The sequence below is a fragment of the Sphingobium chungangianum genome (assembly GCF_977014255.1).
The window spans coordinates 378,097-395,493 of sequence record NZ_CDRNIV010000006.1; the positions used below are offsets into that span (position 1 = coordinate 378,097).

17 protein-coding genes are annotated in these 17,397 nt (G+C 60.8%); 11 read left to right on the forward strand and 6 right to left on the reverse strand.

Going from position 1 to position 17,397, the window contains the following annotated elements:
- Positions 1-46 precede the first annotated feature (46 nt).
- Positions 47-1,186 (forward strand): molecular chaperone DnaJ, encoded by a 1,140-nt coding sequence (gene dnaJ, locus ACWNC0_RS08730; protein WP_449470996.1) that lies wholly within the window; start codon positions 47-49, stop codon positions 1,184-1,186.
- A gap of 150 nt (positions 1,187-1,336) precedes the next feature.
- Here dnaJ and ACWNC0_RS08735 read toward each other — a convergent pair whose 3' ends face one another.
- From ACWNC0_RS08735 to ACWNC0_RS08745, 3 genes are all read right to left on the reverse strand, one after another.
- Positions 1,337-1,675: a hypothetical protein gene (locus ACWNC0_RS08735; protein ID WP_449470998.1), complete on the reverse strand. Its 339-nt coding sequence runs from the start codon at positions 1,673-1,675 to the stop codon at positions 1,337-1,339.
- A 342-nt stretch (positions 1,676-2,017) separates the two neighbouring features.
- Positions 2,018-3,820, reverse strand: a complete 1,803-nt coding sequence (locus ACWNC0_RS08740; RefSeq protein ID WP_449471000.1) for an acyl-CoA dehydrogenase C-terminal domain-containing protein — start codon at positions 3,818-3,820, stop codon at positions 2,018-2,020.
- Positions 3,821-3,855: 35 nt separating this feature from the next.
- The gene (locus ACWNC0_RS08745) at positions 3,856-4,266 is read right to left on the reverse strand and encodes a MerR family transcriptional regulator (RefSeq protein WP_449471002.1); all 411 of its coding nucleotides are present in this window, start codon (positions 4,264-4,266) and stop codon (positions 3,856-3,858) included.
- Between the two features lie 97 nt (positions 4,267-4,363).
- Here ACWNC0_RS08745 and ACWNC0_RS08750 point away from each other — a divergent pair, with 97 nt between their 5' ends.
- The 9 genes from ACWNC0_RS08750 to ACWNC0_RS08790 all read left to right on the forward strand — a co-directional run bounded on the left by ACWNC0_RS08750 (position 4,364) and on the right by ACWNC0_RS08790 (position 12,760).
- Positions 4,364-4,774: a DUF2946 family protein gene (locus ACWNC0_RS08750; protein ID WP_449471003.1), complete on the forward strand. Its 411-nt coding sequence runs from the start codon at positions 4,364-4,366 to the stop codon at positions 4,772-4,774.
- A gap of 53 nt (positions 4,775-4,827) precedes the next feature.
- A complete protein-coding gene (locus ACWNC0_RS08755; RefSeq protein WP_449471005.1) occupies positions 4,828-6,876 on the forward strand; it encodes a TonB-dependent receptor family protein in 2,049 nt (682 codons plus the stop codon).
- Between the two features lie 65 nt (positions 6,877-6,941).
- Positions 6,942-8,561 (forward strand): NAD(P)/FAD-dependent oxidoreductase, encoded by a 1,620-nt coding sequence (locus ACWNC0_RS08760; RefSeq protein ID WP_449471007.1) that lies wholly within the window; start codon positions 6,942-6,944, stop codon positions 8,559-8,561.
- Between the two features lie 281 nt (positions 8,562-8,842).
- The gene (locus ACWNC0_RS08765; RefSeq protein WP_449471009.1) at positions 8,843-9,337 is read left to right on the forward strand and encodes an energy transducer TonB family protein; all 495 of its coding nucleotides are present in this window, start codon (positions 8,843-8,845) and stop codon (positions 9,335-9,337) included.
- Between the two features lie 54 nt (positions 9,338-9,391).
- Positions 9,392-9,709, forward strand: coding sequence for a DUF6894 family protein (locus ACWNC0_RS08770; protein WP_449471011.1), 318 nt, complete (start codon positions 9,392-9,394; stop codon positions 9,707-9,709).
- The gene (locus tag ACWNC0_RS08775) at positions 9,681-10,397 is read left to right on the forward strand and encodes a Crp/Fnr family transcriptional regulator (RefSeq protein WP_449471013.1); all 717 of its coding nucleotides are present in this window, start codon (positions 9,681-9,683) and stop codon (positions 10,395-10,397) included. Before ACWNC0_RS08770 ends, ACWNC0_RS08775 begins: the two co-directional genes overlap by 29 nt.
- A gap of 125 nt (positions 10,398-10,522) precedes the next feature.
- Positions 10,523-12,094: a GAF domain-containing sensor histidine kinase gene (locus ACWNC0_RS08780; protein WP_449471014.1), complete on the forward strand. Its 1,572-nt coding sequence runs from the start codon at positions 10,523-10,525 to the stop codon at positions 12,092-12,094.
- A gap of 25 nt (positions 12,095-12,119) precedes the next feature.
- Positions 12,120-12,488, forward strand: a complete 369-nt coding sequence (locus tag ACWNC0_RS08785) for a response regulator (RefSeq protein WP_449471016.1) — start codon at positions 12,120-12,122, stop codon at positions 12,486-12,488.
- A complete protein-coding gene (locus ACWNC0_RS08790; protein WP_449471017.1) occupies positions 12,485-12,760 on the forward strand; it encodes an Hpt domain-containing protein in 276 nt (91 codons plus the stop codon). Before ACWNC0_RS08785 ends, ACWNC0_RS08790 begins: the two co-directional genes overlap by 4 nt.
- A 132-nt stretch (positions 12,761-12,892) precedes the next feature.
- Here ACWNC0_RS08790 and rplL read toward each other — a convergent pair whose 3' ends face one another.
- The 3 genes from rplL to ACWNC0_RS08805 all read right to left on the reverse strand — a co-directional run bounded on the left by rplL (position 12,893) and on the right by ACWNC0_RS08805 (position 16,762).
- A complete protein-coding gene (rplL, locus tag ACWNC0_RS08795) occupies positions 12,893-13,267 on the reverse strand; it encodes a 50S ribosomal protein L7/L12 (RefSeq protein ID WP_449471019.1) in 375 nt (124 codons plus the stop codon).
- Between the two features lie 81 nt (positions 13,268-13,348).
- Positions 13,349-13,864 (reverse strand): 50S ribosomal protein L10, encoded by a 516-nt coding sequence (gene rplJ / locus ACWNC0_RS08800; RefSeq protein ID WP_449471020.1) that lies wholly within the window; start codon positions 13,862-13,864, stop codon positions 13,349-13,351.
- A 792-nt stretch (positions 13,865-14,656) separates the two neighbouring features.
- Positions 14,657-16,762, reverse strand: a complete 2,106-nt coding sequence (locus tag ACWNC0_RS08805; RefSeq protein ID WP_449471022.1) for a RelA/SpoT family protein — start codon at positions 16,760-16,762, stop codon at positions 14,657-14,659.
- A gap of 111 nt (positions 16,763-16,873) precedes the next feature.
- Here ACWNC0_RS08805 and ACWNC0_RS08810 point away from each other — a divergent pair, with 111 nt between their 5' ends.
- Positions 16,874-17,356: a winged helix-turn-helix transcriptional regulator gene (locus tag ACWNC0_RS08810; RefSeq protein WP_449471024.1), complete on the forward strand. Its 483-nt coding sequence runs from the start codon at positions 16,874-16,876 to the stop codon at positions 17,354-17,356.
- Positions 17,357-17,397: the final 41 nt, after the last annotated feature.

Here is a 17,397-nt window from a genome sequence, read left to right on the forward strand (position 1 = left end):
GTTCGTGCCGGGCGAAGCCGAGGGCCGTGCGCGCGCCGGGGGCGAGATGAGTAGCGAATTGGACTATTACGAATTGCTCGAGGTCGAGCGCACCGCCGACGCGGGCGTGATCAAGAGCGCCTATCGCAAGCTGGCGATGAAATATCACCCGGACAAGACCGGGGGATGCAGCGACGGCGAAGCGAGGTTCAAGGCGGTTTCCGAAGCCTATGAGTGCCTGAAGGACCCGCAGAAGCGCGCGGCCTACGATCGCTACGGTCACGCTGCCTATACCAATGCCCAGAATGGCGGCGGTGGCGGCTTCAACGGGCGCGGAGGCGCGGGCGGCTTTTCCGACCTCGGCGATATTTTCGAGACGATCTTCGGCCAGAGCGGCTTCGGCGGTAATGGCGGGCGTCAGGCGCAGCGGCGCGGGGCGGACCTGCGCTACGACATGGAGATCACGCTCGATGAAGCCTATCACGGCAAGAAGACCGAGATAGAAATCGAGGTTTCGGCCTCCTGCGAAAGCTGCGACGGTTCGGGCGCGCAGCCCGGCACCGGCGTCAAGGCCTGCGGCACCTGCGGCGGTCATGGCCAGGTACGGGCGCAGCAGGGTTTCTTCGTCGTCGAGCGCACTTGCCCCGGCTGTCACGGCGCGGGGCAGGTGATCGAAAGCCCCTGCCGCACCTGCCGCGGCGAAGGCCGGGTGGACAAGCCCAAGACGCTGTCCGTCAACATCCCCGCCGGCGTCGATGAAGGTACCCGCATCCGCCTCTCCGGTGAAGGCGAAGCGGGCGCACGCGGCGCACCTGCGGGCGACCTCTACATCTTCCTGCATGTGAAGCGGCATACGCTCTTTGAACGGGACGGCACGACCCTGTTCTGCCGCGCGCCGGTCAGCTTCACCACGGCGGCGCTCGGCGGTTGCATCGAAGTGCCCGGCCTCGACGGCCAGCGTCACGAGATCAAGATCCCGAGCGGCATCCAGTCCGGCAAGCAGATCCGCCAGCGCGGCGCGGGCATGCCGGTGCTGAACGGCCGGGGACAAGGCGACCTTGTGATACAGGTCGATGTCGAAACCCCGACCCGCCTCTCCGCCAAGCAGAAGGAACTGCTTGAGGCTTTCCGTGATACGGAAACCGGTGAGGAATGCCCACAGTCGACGGGCTTCTTCAGCAAGCTCAAGGAATTGTGGGGCGACTAAGCGCGCGCCGTCTCAGACCTGAAAATCAGAAGGCCGGGCGCAGCATCATCTGCCCCGGCCTTTTTGCATCAGCTGGGCAGAACTCGTTTCTCTCCCCGGTGAACGTTCGTTTCGTCGCCCGACGGTCAACCACCAATGCCAGACAGGCGGTTATTGTTGTGGTATGCTTAAGCGTTGTTCTACCATAGACAAAAATCGCTTCAGGCGCTCTTCTGCGCCCCTGTAGTGCGGGCATGGAAGCCCGATGGCGATGATATCTTCGTTGTTCAGATATTCAGTGCCGTGGCTCGCTACGATTGCGGCCCTTATCCGGTCTTGGCGTGCTTTATACTGCTGATTGTAGAGGCGTTTCGTGCGCTCAGCAGACATGCCTTTGCAGCGCATCTCGTTGAATGCGTCGTGCGACAATGCATTTCGGAAAACATCGAAATTTTGAAAAGGCGGGGCATCGACGACGGCGGGAGAAGCCAGCGAGGTCAGCAGATACATCCAACTCATGCCCGACTAATATCACGCCGCCGGAGACGGGCAACGTCCGCCAACCACCCATTTCCTGTCATCCAGCGTAAGCTGGGATCTCATGAGGCTAAGCTGTGCCCTGTCGTGAGAGATGCCAGCTTGCGCTGGCATGACGGAAGGATATCCGCTCACGACCCAATCAGAAATGCCTTTCCGCACATGAAAGGGGTAGCGGAGGGGGCCAGCGACCCGCTGCAAAGCAAGGCGAATGTCACGAAAGCCCACCCCCGGCCCCTCCGGCCAGCGGGAGGGGGGTGGCAACAAACCCAGCCATTTCGTCATCCCCACCTGTAAAGAATGAGAGTGCCTCGTTCAGGCCGCCAAAAACATGTCGGGATCGATCGCCATCAGGCTCTCGGCGCCACCCTCGATCTTCCGCCGCAGCGCGCCCGCATCCGGCATCACCCGCTCAGCAAAAAAGCGCGCCGTGACCAGCTTCGCCTCCAGATAGCGCGCATCCCCTTCGCCCGCTTCCAGCAGCGCAGCAGCTGCCTTCGCCATGCGCAGCCACATAAGGCCGGTCGAAACGATGCCCAGGATATGCATATAATGTACCGCGCCAGCCCCTGCATTATTAGGGTTCTGCATCGCATTCTGCATCAGCCACATGGTCGCCGCGCCCAGCTGCCCGCTTGCCTTCTCCAGCGCCTCGGCCACGCCAGCCAGCTTCTCATTACCCTTCGCCTGCGCGACCTCGTCCGCGACGATTTTCAGGAAAGCCTGCAGAGCCCGGCCGCCATTCATCGGCAGCTTGCGGCCGACCAGGTCCATCGCCTGCACGCCGTTGGTGCCTTCGTAGATTTGGGCAATACGGGCGTCGCGTACATATTGTTCGGCGCCATTTTCCCAGATGTAGCCATGACCGCCGAACACCTGCTGGCACATGACCGCAACGTCGAAGCCCTTGTCGGTGCCATAGCCTTTCAGCACCGGGGTCAGCAGCTGGACGAGATCGTCGGCGGCCTGCCGTTCCTCCTCCGTCGCGGCGTGCTGCGCCAGATCGACCTGCATAGCGCCCCACAACATCAGCGCGCGCAGCCCCTCGGTCAGCGCCTTCGCCTCCATCAGCATGCGCCGCACATCCGGGTGGACGAACAGCGTATCGGCTTTTTCGTCTTTGTCTTGTGGGCCGGTCAGTGCGCGGCCTTGCCGCCGGTCGCGCGCATAATGGACCGCGTTCTGGAACGCGATTTCCGCCTGGCCGAGGCCCTGCATGCCTACCCACATGCGCGCGGCGTTCATCATGATGAACATGGCGGCGAGGCCCTTATTCTCCTCGCCCACGATCCATCCCTTGGCGCCATCATAATTCATGACGCAGGTGGCGTTGCCGTGGATGCCCATTTTGTGTTCGAGCGATCCGCACGATACCGCGTTGCGCTCACCCAGTGAACCATCGTCATTCACCAACAGCTTGGGCACGACAAAGAGGGAGATGCCCTTGCTGCCTTCGGGCGCGTCCGGAGTCTTGGCGAGCACCAGGTGGATGATATTCTCGGTAAGGTCCTGCTCGCCGGAAGAAATGAATATCTTCGTGCCGGTGATCAAATAGCTGCCGTCACCCTGCCTCACCGCCTTGGTCTTGATGAGGCCAAGGTCCGTGCCCGCATGGGGCTCGGTCAGGTTCATCGTGCCCGTCCATTTGCCAGACACCATGTTGGGGAGATATTTCTGCTTCTGCTCTTCGCTGCCCTTGGCGAGCAGAGCGGACACGGCCCCGCTGGTCAGGCCATGATACATTTCGAAGCTGTGATTGGCCGACAGCACATATTCGCCAACAGCAGACGCGACAATATTGGGCAGGCCTTGTCCACCATATTCGACCGGCGCGTGCAGCGTGGTCCATCCACCTTCCACATAGGTGTCGAATGCCTGCTTGAAGCCCGGCGGCGTCGTGACGCTGCCATCCGGGTTTCGAACGCAGCCTTCCTTGTCGCCGACGGCATTCAGCGGAAAGAGTACTTCCTCAGCAATCTTCGCGCCCTCTGTGAGGATGGCATCCACCAGATCCGGCGTCGCGCTCTCAAAGCCAGGCAGATTGGTATAGCGATCAAGGCCCACTACATGGTCGAGTATGAAGCGGGTTTCGCGAATCGGGGCGGAATAGCTGGGCATCAATCTTCTCCGGTTATCTTTTTAGTCGCGAATGTTCAGGGCTTGTCGAGAGCTGCAACAAAGCCCGAAAGTTCCGCGATGGCGGCATCTATGTCGCTTTTCTGGCGGGTGAGCAGTTCGATGCGAGCCTTGCATTTGGCGACTGTGACGCGCCGCTGCTCCTCATGTTCCTCATCCGCATCGTAAAGGTCGATCATTTCGCGGATCTCGGCGAGGCTGAAGCCGACCCTTTTGCCACGCAGGATCCAGGCAAGCCGAGCGCGGTCACGGCGCGAATAAATGCGGGCGAGGCCGTGGCGTTCCGGTGCGATCAGCCCTTCATCCTCATAGAAACGCAGGGCGCGGGCCGTGACGCCAAACTCCTCCGACAGGTCGGTGATGGTGTAGCTTTGCCGTTCTTTGTTGTCGGGCAATTCGATGCCCGCGATGCCGCTGCGCTGATCCATGGCGTCTTAGCTAGGAAAGCTTTACGTTAACGTCAAGTGCGATCTGCGGCAATTTGCCCTGATGACAGTCGGGCCTTGGGAGGTTAAGCGGCGCCCGATGACTGGGGCAATCAGACAATCGGAAGTCGCGCGGGGCTTGCTGGCCGCGTTGGCGCTGCTTGTCCTGGCCATCCAGTTAATTACGCCTGCCGGTTTCATGCCGGTTCGTACGGAGCGAGGCGTGATGGTGACGCTCTGTACGGGGCAGGGCGCGGTCAACGTCCTGGTCGATCGCGATCAAGCGCTGGGGAAAGAACATCATTCGCAGGATGACGGCGTCCCGGTTCAACAACATTGCTCCTTCGCCGCCTCCGTTCAGCCGGTGGTTCCTCCGCTGATTTTGGCCGATCTGCCGTTGCCAGCGTGGCAGACTGTTTTCGGGCCTATCGCATTCGCGCTCAAGACGGGGCTGATCGCCCGACTTGCCGCACCCCCCCCGCCATCATCCGGTCCTCCGCTGTCCTCCTGAAGCTGTCGTTTATGCTGCGCTGAGCGCGGCACGATTTTCTTGAGGATGAATTCATGTCTGCATTTACCGCTTTGCGCAGCGTGTCGCTGTGCGCTCTTGCCTGTTCGCTGCTTTCCACCCCAGCTTTCGCTGATGAAGCTGGTGACCAGGGCCGTATCATCGTAACCGCCAGTCCTACAGTAGAAGATGCCGTCACCCATATAAGCCGGACGGCGGGCGGCGCCGATGTCGTTGCTGCCAAGGATTTCGAAGACAAGTTGGCCGTATCGCTGCGCGACGCGCTGGCCTTCTCCGCAGGTGTCTACACGCAACCGCGCTTTGGCCAGGAGGTGCGCATTTCGATACGCGGTTCCGGACTGTCGCGGAGCTTCCATATGCGGGGCCTGACGCTGTTGCAGGATGGCATCCCGATCAACATGGCCGACGACAACGGAGACTTTCAGGAACTGGATCCGCAGGTGTTCCAGCATCTGGAGGTCTATCGCGGCGGCAATGCGCTGCGACTTGGCGGATCGACTTTGGGTGGCGCCATCAATGCGGTGACACCCACCGGACGGACGATGCCGGGCGCGGAATTGCGCATAGATGGCGGCTCGTTCGATACGCTGCGTGCGAAGGCGGCCTATGGTTATGCCGATGCTCGTGGTGACGCTTGGGCATCCATTACCGCCGACAGGTCCGATGGGGACCGCGCTCACGGAGAGAGACGCGCTTTGCGTTTCAACGGCAATGTTGGGATCAAGTTGAACGATCGGGTGGAAACCCGTTTCTATGTCAGCGCCCAAACGATCCGGCAGAAGCTGTCGGGAGCGCTGACCGAAGCGGATGCGCTGAATGACCCGGCCAAGGGCAACTTTGCAGGTGATCAGGCGCGCAACATCGATTCCATCCGGTTTCAAAACCGTACCACGGTTGAACTGGACGGCGGTCAATTGGCCTTCGGCGCCTATTTCAATGCGAAGGCTCTAAATCATCCCATTTATCAGGTGGTCGATCAGAAATCAGAGGATCGTGGACTGTTCGCCAGCCTTGACCTTTCGGGAGAGGTGCGGGGGCTTCCGGTCGAACTAACGCTGGGGACGCAGGCACGTTTTGGCCATGGTGATTTCCGGCAGTTTGTTAATATCGACGGCAAAGCGGGCGCTCTCACGTCCATGCAAAAGGCGCGGGCGCAGACGATCAACAGCTATGTGGAGGCCAGGATCGCTCCGGTTCAGGGCTTATGGCTGATCGCAGGTGGCATCTATACGCATGGTGAGCGGCGGCTGGACAATCGCCTCGTGCCTTCACGCAGCGGCGAGGCGAAATTCGATAGCTTCGCGCCTAAAGTCGGGCTTCTGTATGCACCCTCTCAGGCGGTGCAGGTCTACGCAAATTACAGCCGGTCTGTGGAGTTGCCTGGCTTCATCGAACTGGGCCAGATTGCCGCTGGACCAAGTGGGCCACTACCCGGTTTCACGCCACTCGATGCGCAGCGGGCCTGGACGGCGGAAATCGGCACGCGCGGCAGCGCGGGTCCAGCCCGTTGGGACATAAGCATCTATCGCGCGGACCTGCAAGGCGAGTTGCTGCAATATAATGTCCAGCCGGGCATCATCCCGGCGGCAACATTCAACGCGGGCCGGACGCGGCACCAGGGCATCGAAGCTGCGCTGGACCTGACCCTCGCGCCGTGGGCGACGTTGCGCCAGGTCTACCAGTATAGCGACTTCGGTTTCCGGAATGACGCGCAATTCGGCGACAACCGCCTCCCCGTCGTGCCACGTCATTTCTACCGCGCGGAAGTTAAGCTGGGAACCGATCGCGCCAGCATCGCTCCGGCTGTGGAATGGGTGCCGCAGGGTGCTTGGGTCGATTATAGCAATAGCAAGCGGGTTGATGGCTATGCGACGTTCAACATCGGGGCGCAGGCGCAGTTGACGAAGGGCGTCAGCCTGTTCGTCGATGCACGCAATCTGACGGGTAAGCGAGCGATAGGCGATATCGGAGCGCTCGTAAGCTACAGACCGGACGATCCATCGATCCCTGGGAACCAGGCCAGTGCGGCCTTCTATCCCATCGAACGTCGGGCGGTTTACGCGGGCCTGCGCGCGCGTCTCTGAAAAGGCAGCGGCCTATCCTCATGAGGGGGTGGAGCGGGGCGGTAAATGCGGCTAGAGGCGGCGCCATGTTGCGTCTCTCCGGCCTCAAGCTGCCCCTCGACCACCCGGCCGATGCGATGCCTGCCGCCATTTGCGAGCGGCTGGGAATTGAGGCATCGGACCTCGTCCGTCACGTCATCGTGCGCCGGGGCAATGATGCCCGGCGGAAGAGTGCAATCCAACTGGTTTATACTGTCGATGTCGAGCTGGTGGACGAGGCCGCGTTGCTTGAACGGCTTGCGGGCGACAACGACGTGCGCCGCCGCCCGGATACCGACTACCGCTTCGTCACGCATGCGCCACAGGGCTGGTCGGGGAAACGCCCGGTCGTGGTGGGCGCAGGCCCATGTGGACTTTTCGCGGGACTGATCCTCGCGCAGATGGGCTTCCGGCCCATAATCCTCGACCGTGGCAAGGTTGTGCGGGAGAGGACCAAGGATACCTGGGGTCTTTGGCGGCGAGCCGAGCTGAACCCCGACAGCAATGTCCAGTTCGGGGAAGGCGGCGCGGGCACCTTCTCGGACGGCAAGCTCTATTGCCGTGTTAAGGACCCGCGTTTCCTGGGCCGTAAGGTGCTGGAGGAATTTGTCGCTGCGGGCGCGCCTGAAGATATTTTGACCGAAGCGCATCCCCATATTGGGACGTTTCGCCTCGTCAGCATGGTCGAAAGCCTGCGCCGCCAGATCGAGCAACTGGGCGGCGAATATCGCTGGCAGCACAAGGTCGATGAACTGGAGATGGAGCGGCAAGGCGACGGAACGCAGCGCCTGCGCGGACTGCACCTTTCCAACGGCAGCTTTATAGAGGCCGACCATGTTGTGCTTGCCGTCGGACACAGCGCCCGCCCGACTTTCGAGATGTTGCACCGGCGCGGCGTTCATATCGAAGCCAAGCCATTTTCAATCGGGGTGCGGATCGAGCATCCACAAAGCTGGATCGATCGAGCCCGCTACGGCAATTGCGCGGGTCACCCGGTACTTGGAGCGGCGGCCTACAGCCTTGCGCATCATTGCGAGAATGGCCGCACCGTTTACAGCTTCTGCATGTGTCCCGGCGGGCGCGTGGTCGCTGCCACGTCTGAAGAAGGACGTGTCGTCACCAACGGCATGAGCCAATATAGCCGTGCGGAATTCAACGCCAATTCAGGCCTGGTGGTTGGCATAGAGCCGGAGCGGGATTTTCCGGGAGGGCCTTTGGCGGGCATCGACCTTCAGCGGCATTGGGAAAGCCAGGCCTTTGTCGCAGGCGGCTCTTCCTACTGGGCTCCAGGCCAAAAGGTCGGCGATTTCATGGCGCGGCGTCCCTCAGAAGCGCTCGGGGAGGTCGTCCCTTCCTACAAGCCGGGCGTCACCATGACCGATCTGTCCCTTTGCCTGCCTGACTTTGCAATCGACGCCTTTCGCGAGGCGCTGCCCGCATTTGGCCGACAGATTGCCAATTATGATCACCCTGATGCGGTCATGACCGGTGTCGAAACCCGAACCTCATCCCCCATCCGCATCACACGAGGCAAGGATTTTCAGAGCCTGAATGTGGCCGGACTTTACCCCGCTGGCGAAGGCGCGGGCTATGCAGGCGGCATATTGTCGGCGGCCATTGATGGCATCAAGGTTGGGGAAGCCGTCGGCTTGGCGATTTCCGCCTGAGTCGTGCGGCGTTGCCGTAAGGTAAATCCATCAAAATCCAATGAGGGTAGCGGTTTAACGCTGTCTTTTGCCAAGCTAAAACAAGTTAAGCGGGTAAATTACTTTCGATCGATAAATTAAGCTCCGATGAAATAATTCTTATGCCCATGACTTCATTGGCGATAATTTGTTACCCGGCCACGCGGCTTTGCAATATATAAGCAGCCGCTGCTCTCGGCCGGTCCGACGCTGCCGCAGCGGCTTTTCAGTAAAAAATTGCTAGAGAAACAGAGGAGGCCTCTATGTATGCCAAGCCTGTGATGGCGGCGCTTTGCGTCTGCTTGGCTGTGCCGATGGTGGCAGATGCCAGGCAGGGATCTGGGCAACTGACGGTGGTAGCACCCGATAAAAGCGCAATAAGCTATGAAAAGTGGACGGATCGGACAGCATCAAGATTGTCGCGGAGCATCCGTCAGGCAACTTCCCTTTATCGTGATGGAGCATCGATCGGATATTCCCGCGTGCAGTTCCGTCTGGGAGAACAAGGGCGGCCGGAGAATATTTCTCTGGCGGGCTCTTCGGCATCCCGCAGTGTCGATCGCATATCGATGCGCGCTATCCGATCGATGGGATCGCTTTACCCCTTACCGCAGGAGGTGCGCCCTGGGTCGAAGTTCGAGGCATGGGTGATTGTGGCGAATGATGCGACGGACAGGGACAACATGCTGAGCAGTTTGCGCGCTCAACACTTTGCGCAGGCGGCGGCCGATCGGCCGATCCTCCTCGCGGCGCGTTAAATAGCAGAAAAGTCGGCTCCAAGCGCGCGGCATGAAGTGTGCGTCTTGAGCTGCGTGAAACTTACCGTCAAAGGCGGCGTTCCCCATGCCATGCGCCGCCTTCATTTCGATCTTCACAATGGCACCGGCTTTACCCGCGATGACGAGGGGCGGGAGTTGGCCGAAGAGGCTGATGCCCGTGCTCTTGCCATAAGCAGCATACGCTCGATCCTGAGCGAGGAAGTGCTGATGGGCGTCGTCGATCTGACGGGCTGGATCGACATAAGGAGTGATTCTGGCGTACAGATGGGACGAGTGTCCTTCAGCGAGGCTGTGTGTCTCCGGCTCGCCCCAGGAGACCGCGATGGTAGAGGCTCATCTCGCCAAACTTAGATTCCGTCACCCGTTATCTGAGGAAGAGGAAGAGGCGATCCGGGCGATCACGCCGCCGGGCCGTCATGTGCCTCGCAACAGCATCATCGTGCATGAGGGAGAACCTCTGGAGGCCAGCACGTTGCTGCTCGAAGGAGTGATGTGCCGCTTCAAGGATTTGGCGGATGGCAAGCGGCAGATCACGCAAATACACATCGCGGGCGACTTCGTTGATCTTCATGGCTTCACGCTGAAACGGCTGGAGCATGATGTCATGACGCTGACAGACTGCGTCGTGACCCTGGTGCCCCATGAGCAAATCCGACAGTTGATCGAGCAGTGGCCGCGCATAGGCCGTCTGTACTGGTTCAGCACAAACCTGGATGCGTGCATGAGCCGCGAATGGGAATTGTCGCTCGGTCAGCGTTCGGCGGCGGGCCGGATGGCGGCTCTTTTTTGCGAACTATATGTCCGTCTACAGGTGATCGATCAGGCGAGCGACCGGTTCTATATCGGGATGAGCCAATCTCAGCTCGCCGACAGCCTTGGTATGACTTCGGTCCATGTAAACCGCACGCTCAGATTGCTCCGCGACCGGGGGCTTTTGAAATATCAGCGGGGCGAAGCGCAGATCCTTGATCTTGAGGGTTTGAAGGCCCTCGCGGAGTTCGACGCGCGCTATCTCTACCTCGATCCTGATCCGCTTTGACATTGCTTCTCAAGGAAGGTGTTGATTTCGTTGCAGTTAAGGTGTCGATTGGTGCCGTGATCATAAGCGGGACTTGAGGACCGATGCCAACGATGCAGGAGCGGCAGCCCAAAGATGCCCAAGGCATGAAGCCTCCCATTCCGGGGGACGAGGCCGATCGGTTGCGAGCGCTGGAACATTACCGGCTTGGCGGCATCGGTCGAGAACGTCCGTTCGACCATATAACCCAGTTCGCAGCTGACCTGTTCGATGTGCCCATGTCGCTGGTGTCGATCGTGGGATCGGACACCCAATGTTTTCGCGGTGCGTGCGGCATCGATGAGACCCACACCTCGCGGGATGTCGCCTTTTGTGCCTTCGCGATCCTGCAACCGGAGGTCATGGTGGTGCCGGATGCGACGAAGGATCCGAGGTTTAGCGGCAACCCATTGGTCACAGGGCCGCCGCACGTCCGCTTCTACGCTGGTGCGCCCTTGCGGGTGGCTAATGGCCAGCCGCTTGGGACCTTGTGCATCGTTGATTACAAGCCGCGTGATTTCAGCGAGGCGCATCGGCAGCGGCTCGCCCAGCTGGCACGGACGGTGATCGACCTCATCGAATTGCGGGTCGAAGGATTTGCGGCTGACGAACATCGGCGCAAGCTTGATGACGAACGCCAGTTGCTGAAGCTAACAGTGGAAAACGTCAGTGGCGGCGTCGCGGTGGTGGATCGGGACCTGCGGCTGATGCTGTGGAACCAAGCCTTTGTCGATCTGTTCGATTATGCTCCCGATAGCGTGACGGGCGGAAGGGATGCGCGTGAACTTATCCGCCTGACCGCACAGCGCGGTGAACTGGGACCCGGCGACCCGGATCAGATCGTCGCGGGCTTCGTCGAGTCTATCCGCACCAGCGACAGTCGTCGGTTGGAGATTCAGCGCCGGAACGGTCGCATCCTCGATATCCGCCGGGAATCGATCCGTGGGGGGCGGTTCATCATGACGGCGCGGGATGTGACGCAGGAACGGCAGATCAGTCGCCTGAAGGACGAACTGGTATCGACCGTCAGTCACGAATTGCGGACGCCGTTGACCGCTATCTCTGGCGCATTGGGACTAATGGCGGGTGGCGCCGCTGGAGAGTTGCCTGACAGGGCCAAACAACTGGTCGCGATCGGCAGCAAGAATGCGGAGCGGCTGATCCATCTGGTCAATGACCTGCTGGACATGGACAAACTTCAGTCGGGGAAGCTGGTCTTTCATTTCGACGAACGGGAATTGGGCTTGTTGTTGACCGAGGCGATCGAGCAGATTGAGCCATATGCCGAGCGTTTCGGTGTTAAGCTTGAATTCGACCACCCGGCTGAAGCGGTTATTGTGAAGGTTGATGGTAATCGCCTGTGTCAGGTGATGACCAACCTATTGTCCAACGCTTGCAAATTCTCGCCCTCGGGTGGGACCGTACGTGTCTCCCTTGAGCGGGCGGGAGACGTCGCCCGGATCAGCGTTGCTGACGAGGGGCCGGGGATTTCGCCAGAGTTTCGCGCGCGGCTGTTCAAGCGTTTTGAGCAGGAGGACGGTGCGCATCAGCATGGCCATGCGGGCACCGGCCTTGGCCTCGCAATCAGCAAAGGCATCGTAGAGGCGCATGGCGGAAGCATCGCGCTGGATTCCGCGGCGGAAACAGGGGCGACGTTTATTGTCGAATTGCCGCTATGATGCCGAATTGACAGAAAGGCCCGAGTTGACCCGCATTCTTTATGTTGATGATGAGGCGGACCTGCGGGAGATCGCGGCCATGTCGCTTGAGCTAGACCCGGAGTTCGAGGTGCGAACGGCGGCCTCGGGTGCGGAAGCGCTTGAGCAGGCGAGGCAGTGGCAGCCTGCTCTCATCCTGCTTGATGTGATGATGCCGGGCATGGATGGGCCTGCGACTTTGGCGGCGTTGCAGGTTGAGCCCGCCACCGCGACAATTCCCGTCGCGTTTATCACGGCCAAAACTCATCCACGGCACGTCACGAACCTGAAGGCCCTCGGTGCGCGAACCGTGCTTGCCAAGCCGTTCGACCCGATGAGCCTCGCGGGGACCGTGCGGACATTGCTGGAGCCATGAGCGATACCGAAGCGCAAATGCAGAAGTTGCGACAGCGCTTCCATGCGCGGGCCGCGTCCGATCTGAGTGCCATCATTTCGGCGCTTGAAGCAGGGGATCGCTCCCGCCTTTTGCACCTCGCCCATGGATTGGCGGGCGTGGCCGGGATCTTTGGCTACGCCGATATTGGCGGCCATGCATCCGCGTTGGAGGAAGCGGTGGACGCGGGCGTTGATGGTGCGGCCATAAAGGCCCTGGGGCAGGCGCTTATAGAAGCGCTGGCGCGCGTTTAGGGGCGACTGGTCCAGAAGGAATCAGACAAGCTGCTCCGCCTGTGTCGGTATAGAAAAGGGCGGCATCCGAAGATACCGCCCTTGTTCCAGCTGAGCTGGATCGGTGCTCCGCGCGGGGCGGAGCAAAACCGATTACTTGAGCTCGACAGTCGCGCCGGCTTCTTCCAGCTGCTTCTTGATCTTCTCGGCTTCGTCCTTGCTGGCGCCTTCCTTGACAGCCTTGGGCGCGCCTTCGACGAGCGCCTTGGCTTCGGTCAGACCCAGGCCGGTGATGGCGCGGACTTCCTTGATGACGTTGATCTTCTTGCCACCGTCGCCGGTGAGGATAACGTCGAACTCGGTCTGCTCTTCAGCAGCCGGAGCAGCGGCGCCAGCAGCCGGACCGGCGACGGCGACGGCAGCAGCGGCCGAAACGCCCCACTTTTCTTCCAGAGCCTTCGACAGCTCAGCGGCTTCGAGGACGGTGAGGGCCGAGAGCTGATCGACCAGTGCGTTGATGTCTGCCATGTTACTATATTCCCTTCTGGGCGGGGCATGAGCCCCTCAATTGAAAGTTGAAAACGTGTCTTGTCGGTAGGACCGCGGCGATTAGGCCGCGTTCTTTTCCGCATAGGCGTTGAAGACCCGCGCGAGCTGCGCAGCCGGTGCCTGGGTGACGGTCGCGAGCTTGGTCGCGGGTGCAACGAGCAGCCCAACGATCTTCGCACGCAGTTCATCCAGCGACGGCAACGATGCGAGCGCCTTGACGCCCTCTACATCGAGCAGCACTTCGCCCATTGCGCCACCAACGATCTCAAGCTTGTCGTTGGTCTTGGCGAATTCGACTGCAACCTTGGCGGCGGCAACCGGATCGGCCGAGGAGGCGAGGCCGACAGGACCGGTCAGCAGGCTGCTGAGCGCGGTATAGTCGGTGCCTTCAAAGGCGATTCTGGCGAGGCGGTTCTTCGTAACCTTGTAGGTGCCACCGGCTGCACGCATCTTCTGACGCAATTGGGTCGACTGTGCGACCGTCATGCCGAGGTTGCGGGTCACTACGACCACGCCAACATCTGCCAGATGTGCGTTCAGCGCGGAAACGACCTCAGCTTTCTGATTACGATCCATGCCATTCTCCACTTCATGTTCGCTGGCGAACCAGCAAACGACTAAAACCCGCGCGAACGCGGGGCACTTAAAGTCCGAAGGGGAGAGGTCGACTGGCCCGTATCCCTTGAGGAGAACAGGCAGACCCGGACAGGACACAAGGTCCGGCCGGTAAAGAGCTTTTCCCCGTCTAGGCCGGAAATTAAGAAGGGCAAATTCCCTTCACCGACTGTCTCGGACGGAAGACCCCGAAGGGTCCGCTGCGGGGGCCTCTACAGAATTGGAGGTTTCCTGTCACGCGAAAGTTGAAAGTGACGTAGGGAATGGCGGAAAAGCGCCATTTTTGTCCCGAAGTTCACACCATATGCGCGCGCGTGCCCGGGCGCGCGTGGGCGTCATGGGAAGCGGTTCGACGTTTCAAAGAGGGCTGGGGGATAGGCAGGTTGGGGCTGTGTAGGACAGCGGAATTGGGAGGGAGTGGGGGAAATAGGATGGTTTTTGCGGGGGGTGTGATGTTGGGGATACAGGTGGGGATGGCTTGCGACTGATAGGAACATTCCCTCTCCCCTTCAGGGGAGAGGGTGCCGAGCGAAGCGATGGCGGGAGAGGGGCCATAAGGAGCTGCGGCTCGTCATTCCCCTCTCCCCGGCCCTCTCCCCTGAAGGGGAGAGGGAGAAGATCCGCGGTCAGCGCTTTTGCCCGAGATGCCAGCCTTTGTTGGCGTGCTGCTTAAGAATAAGATCTTGCGTTGCGCTAGCCCACCCCCCGGCCCCCTCTCGCTTGCGGGAGGGGGAACAGGTACGCCTTCGCGGATTAAACCCGGTCGGCCTGTACCACCGCGTCCAGTGCTCGCAATGCCGAGAGGATGCGGTTCAGGTGCTGGGCGTCGTTCACCTCCAGGTCGATGATGTCGGTGTGGAACGGCCCTTCGCGGTTCACCAGCTGGAGGTTCAGAATGTTCGCCTTGGTCGCGCCGAACACGTTGGCGACGGCGGCGAGTGCGCCGGGCTGGTTCTTGACGATGACCTGGAGCCGCGCGGTTCCGCCCTTGGATTTGCTGTCCCAGCTGAGATCGACCCAATCGTCGTCTTGCCCGGCTTCTAGCGACCGGCAGTCAATGGTGTGCACCTCGATCGGTTCGCCAGTGCGGCGCACGCCGACGATGCGGTCGCCGGGTACAGGATGGCAGCAGTCGCCCAGATTATAGGCGATGCCGGGCGTCAAGCCGCGGATCGAGACGGGCGCGTGCTGGCGCGGATGCGCTTCCTCGATCCCGTCTACGCTGGTGGAGCCGGGTATAAGAGCCTCCATCACCTCTGAATCCAGCAGGCGATGGGTAGCGATGGCCACCATCAGAGACGCGCGATCATCCAGCTTCAGCCGTTTCAGGGCGGCCTTCAGCGCCTTGTCACCCAATTCGCTCGCCAATTCGGGCGAGAAGCGGCCGATGATTTCCTCATAGAGCTTCTCACCCAGCGCAACTTCCTCGCCGCGCTGCTTCTGCCGGATATAGCGACGGATCGCGGCGCGGGCCTTGCCGGTGATGGCGAACGTCAGCCAGCCCGGCTGCGGCTCCTGCCCTTCCGATTTCAGGATTTCGACCTGATCGCCATTTTCAAGGCCGGTGCGCAAGGGCACGACGCGGCCGTTGACCTTGGCCCCTACCGTCTGGTTGCCGAGCGAGGTGTGGACCGCATAGGCGAAGTCCACCGGCGTGGATCCCTTGGGCAGCTGGTGCAGCTCGCCTTTGGGCGAGAAGGCGAAGATGCGGTCCTGATACATCGCCATGCGGGTATGTTCGAGCAGTTCGTCCGCATCCTGGCTCTGTTCCAGAATTTCGACGAGGTCGCGCAGCCACGCCGCATGATGATCGGCCGCGTCGCCCTTCTGCTTGTAGGCCCAGTGCGCCGCGAGGCCGAGTTCGGCGTCGTTGTGCATGTCGCGGCTGCGAATCTGTACCTCGATCCGGGCGTTATCCTGATGGATCACCGTGGTGTGCAACGAGCGGTAGCCGTTGCGCTTGGGCGTGGAGATGTAATCCTTGAACCGGCCCGGCACCATTTTGTAGGTCTGGTGAATGACCCCGAGCGCGCGGTAGCAGTCCTCTGTCGTTTCGGTGATGACGCGGAAGGCCATGACGTCGGTCAGCTGTTCAAAGCTGATGTGCCGTTCCTGCATCTTTTTCCAGATGGAATAGGGGTGCTTTTCGCGGCCCGACACGGTGACCGACAGGTTCTTGCCGCCGAGCAGCAGTTGCAGTTCCGCGCCGATGCGATCGACCTTGCCATGGCCGCCTTCCTTCAGCTGTTCGAGCCGCTTGGTGATGCTATCATAGGCTTCCGGCTCAAGCTCCCGGAAGGCGAGCAGCTGCATCTCGCGCATGAAGTCGTACATGCCGATCCGCTCCGCAAGCGGGGCGTAGATGTCCATCGTCTCGCGGGCGATGCGGCGGCGCTTCTGCTCATTCTTGATGAAGTGCAGCGTGCGCATATTGTGCAGCCGGTCGGCGAGCTTCACCAGCAGCACGCGAATGTCGTCCGACATGGCGAGCAGGAATTTGCGGAGATTCTCCGCCGCCCGCTCATTTTCCGACATCGCTTCGATCTTCGACAGCTTGGTGACGCCGTCGACCATCTTGGCGACGTCCTTGCCGAACGCGCTCTCAATCTCGTCATAGGTGACGAGCGTGTCCTCTATCGTATCGTGCAGCAGCGCGGTCACGATCGTCTGGTCGTCCAGGCTGAAGTCGGTAAGAATGCCCGCCACTTCGATCGGATGGCTGAAATAGGGGTCGCCGCTGGCGCGCTTCTGGGACCCGTGTTTCTGGACGGAAAAGACATAGGCGCGGTTGATCATCGCCTCGTCCGCATCCGGATCGTAGCGCTTCACCCGCTCAACAAGTTCATATTGACGCAGCATCGTGACCCGATTGTCCGGGAAGCATCTTGCTGTGCAACAAAAAAATCCCATCTTTGGACAAAATGGCTGCTCTTTTGCATGGGCTGTGGCTTTGAGCTATCTAGACGGACGATGAAACATAATCTGGCGCAGGACCTGGAACAGTGCGCGCTCCCGAGCGCGCTGGAAGCGATGGGCGAGCGCTGGTCGTTTCTCATCCTGCGCGGCGCGCTGTCGGGCATCCGGCATTTTGAAGATTTTCAATCGTCGCTCGGTATCGCGCGCAACATCCTGGCGAACCGGCTTTCGCGGCTGGTCGAGAATGGGATCATGCTGCGTCAGCCGATGCAATGCGACCGGCGCAAGATCGAATATCGCTTGACGGAGAAGGGGCAGGAACTCGCCCCGGTCATGATCGCATTACGTCAATGGGGCGAGAAATGGGGATGTGGATCGCCGTCTTGTCAGGTGCTGGCGGACAAGCGTGACGGTCAGCCCATCCGCCGGGTGACCATTCAGGCCCACGACGGCCGGTCGTTGGAGTTGAAGGACCTTGTCTGGCTTTGCCCCGACGAGGTCACGCCGATGGATCAGGAAGCTGCTACGGCGGCGTAACGTGGGTGGCTTCACCCTGAACCTGAATTCGCCTAGGCTGG

What these genes read in the sequence shown, in the direction of transcription:
- dnaJ (WP_449470996.1), top strand. Translation starts at nt 47, where the DNA reads ATGAGTAGCGAATTGGACTATTACGAATTGCTCGAGGTCGAGCGCACC.
- ACWNC0_RS08735 (WP_449470998.1), bottom strand. Translation starts at nt 1,675, where the DNA reads ATGTATCTGCTGACCTCGCTGGCTTCTCCCGCCGTCGTCGATGCCCCG.
- ACWNC0_RS08740 (WP_449471000.1), bottom strand. Translation starts at nt 3,820, where the DNA reads ATGCCCAGCTATTCCGCCCCGATTCGCGAAACCCGCTTCATACTCGAC.
- ACWNC0_RS08745 (WP_449471002.1), bottom strand. Translation starts at nt 4,266, where the DNA reads ATGGATCAGCGCAGCGGCATCGCGGGCATCGAATTGCCCGACAACAAA.
- ACWNC0_RS08750 (WP_449471003.1), top strand. Translation starts at nt 4,364, where the DNA reads ATGACTGGGGCAATCAGACAATCGGAAGTCGCGCGGGGCTTGCTGGCC.
- ACWNC0_RS08755 (WP_449471005.1), top strand. Translation starts at nt 4,828, where the DNA reads ATGTCTGCATTTACCGCTTTGCGCAGCGTGTCGCTGTGCGCTCTTGCC.
- ACWNC0_RS08760 (WP_449471007.1), top strand. Translation starts at nt 6,942, where the DNA reads ATGTTGCGTCTCTCCGGCCTCAAGCTGCCCCTCGACCACCCGGCCGAT.
- ACWNC0_RS08765 (WP_449471009.1), top strand. Translation starts at nt 8,843, where the DNA reads ATGTATGCCAAGCCTGTGATGGCGGCGCTTTGCGTCTGCTTGGCTGTG.
- ACWNC0_RS08775 (WP_449471013.1), top strand. Translation starts at nt 9,681, where the DNA reads ATGGTAGAGGCTCATCTCGCCAAACTTAGATTCCGTCACCCGTTATCT.
- ACWNC0_RS08780 (WP_449471014.1), top strand. Translation starts at nt 10,523, where the DNA reads ATGAAGCCTCCCATTCCGGGGGACGAGGCCGATCGGTTGCGAGCGCTG.
- ACWNC0_RS08790 (WP_449471017.1), top strand. Translation starts at nt 12,485, where the DNA reads ATGAGCGATACCGAAGCGCAAATGCAGAAGTTGCGACAGCGCTTCCAT.
- rplL (WP_449471019.1), bottom strand. Translation starts at nt 13,267, where the DNA reads ATGGCAGACATCAACGCACTGGTCGATCAGCTCTCGGCCCTCACCGTC.
- rplJ (WP_449471020.1), bottom strand. Translation starts at nt 13,864, where the DNA reads ATGGATCGTAATCAGAAAGCTGAGGTCGTTTCCGCGCTGAACGCACAT.
- ACWNC0_RS08805 (WP_449471022.1), bottom strand. Translation starts at nt 16,762, where the DNA reads ATGCTGCGTCAATATGAACTTGTTGAGCGGGTGAAGCGCTACGATCCG.
- ACWNC0_RS08810 (WP_449471024.1), top strand. Translation starts at nt 16,874, where the DNA reads ATGAAACATAATCTGGCGCAGGACCTGGAACAGTGCGCGCTCCCGAGC.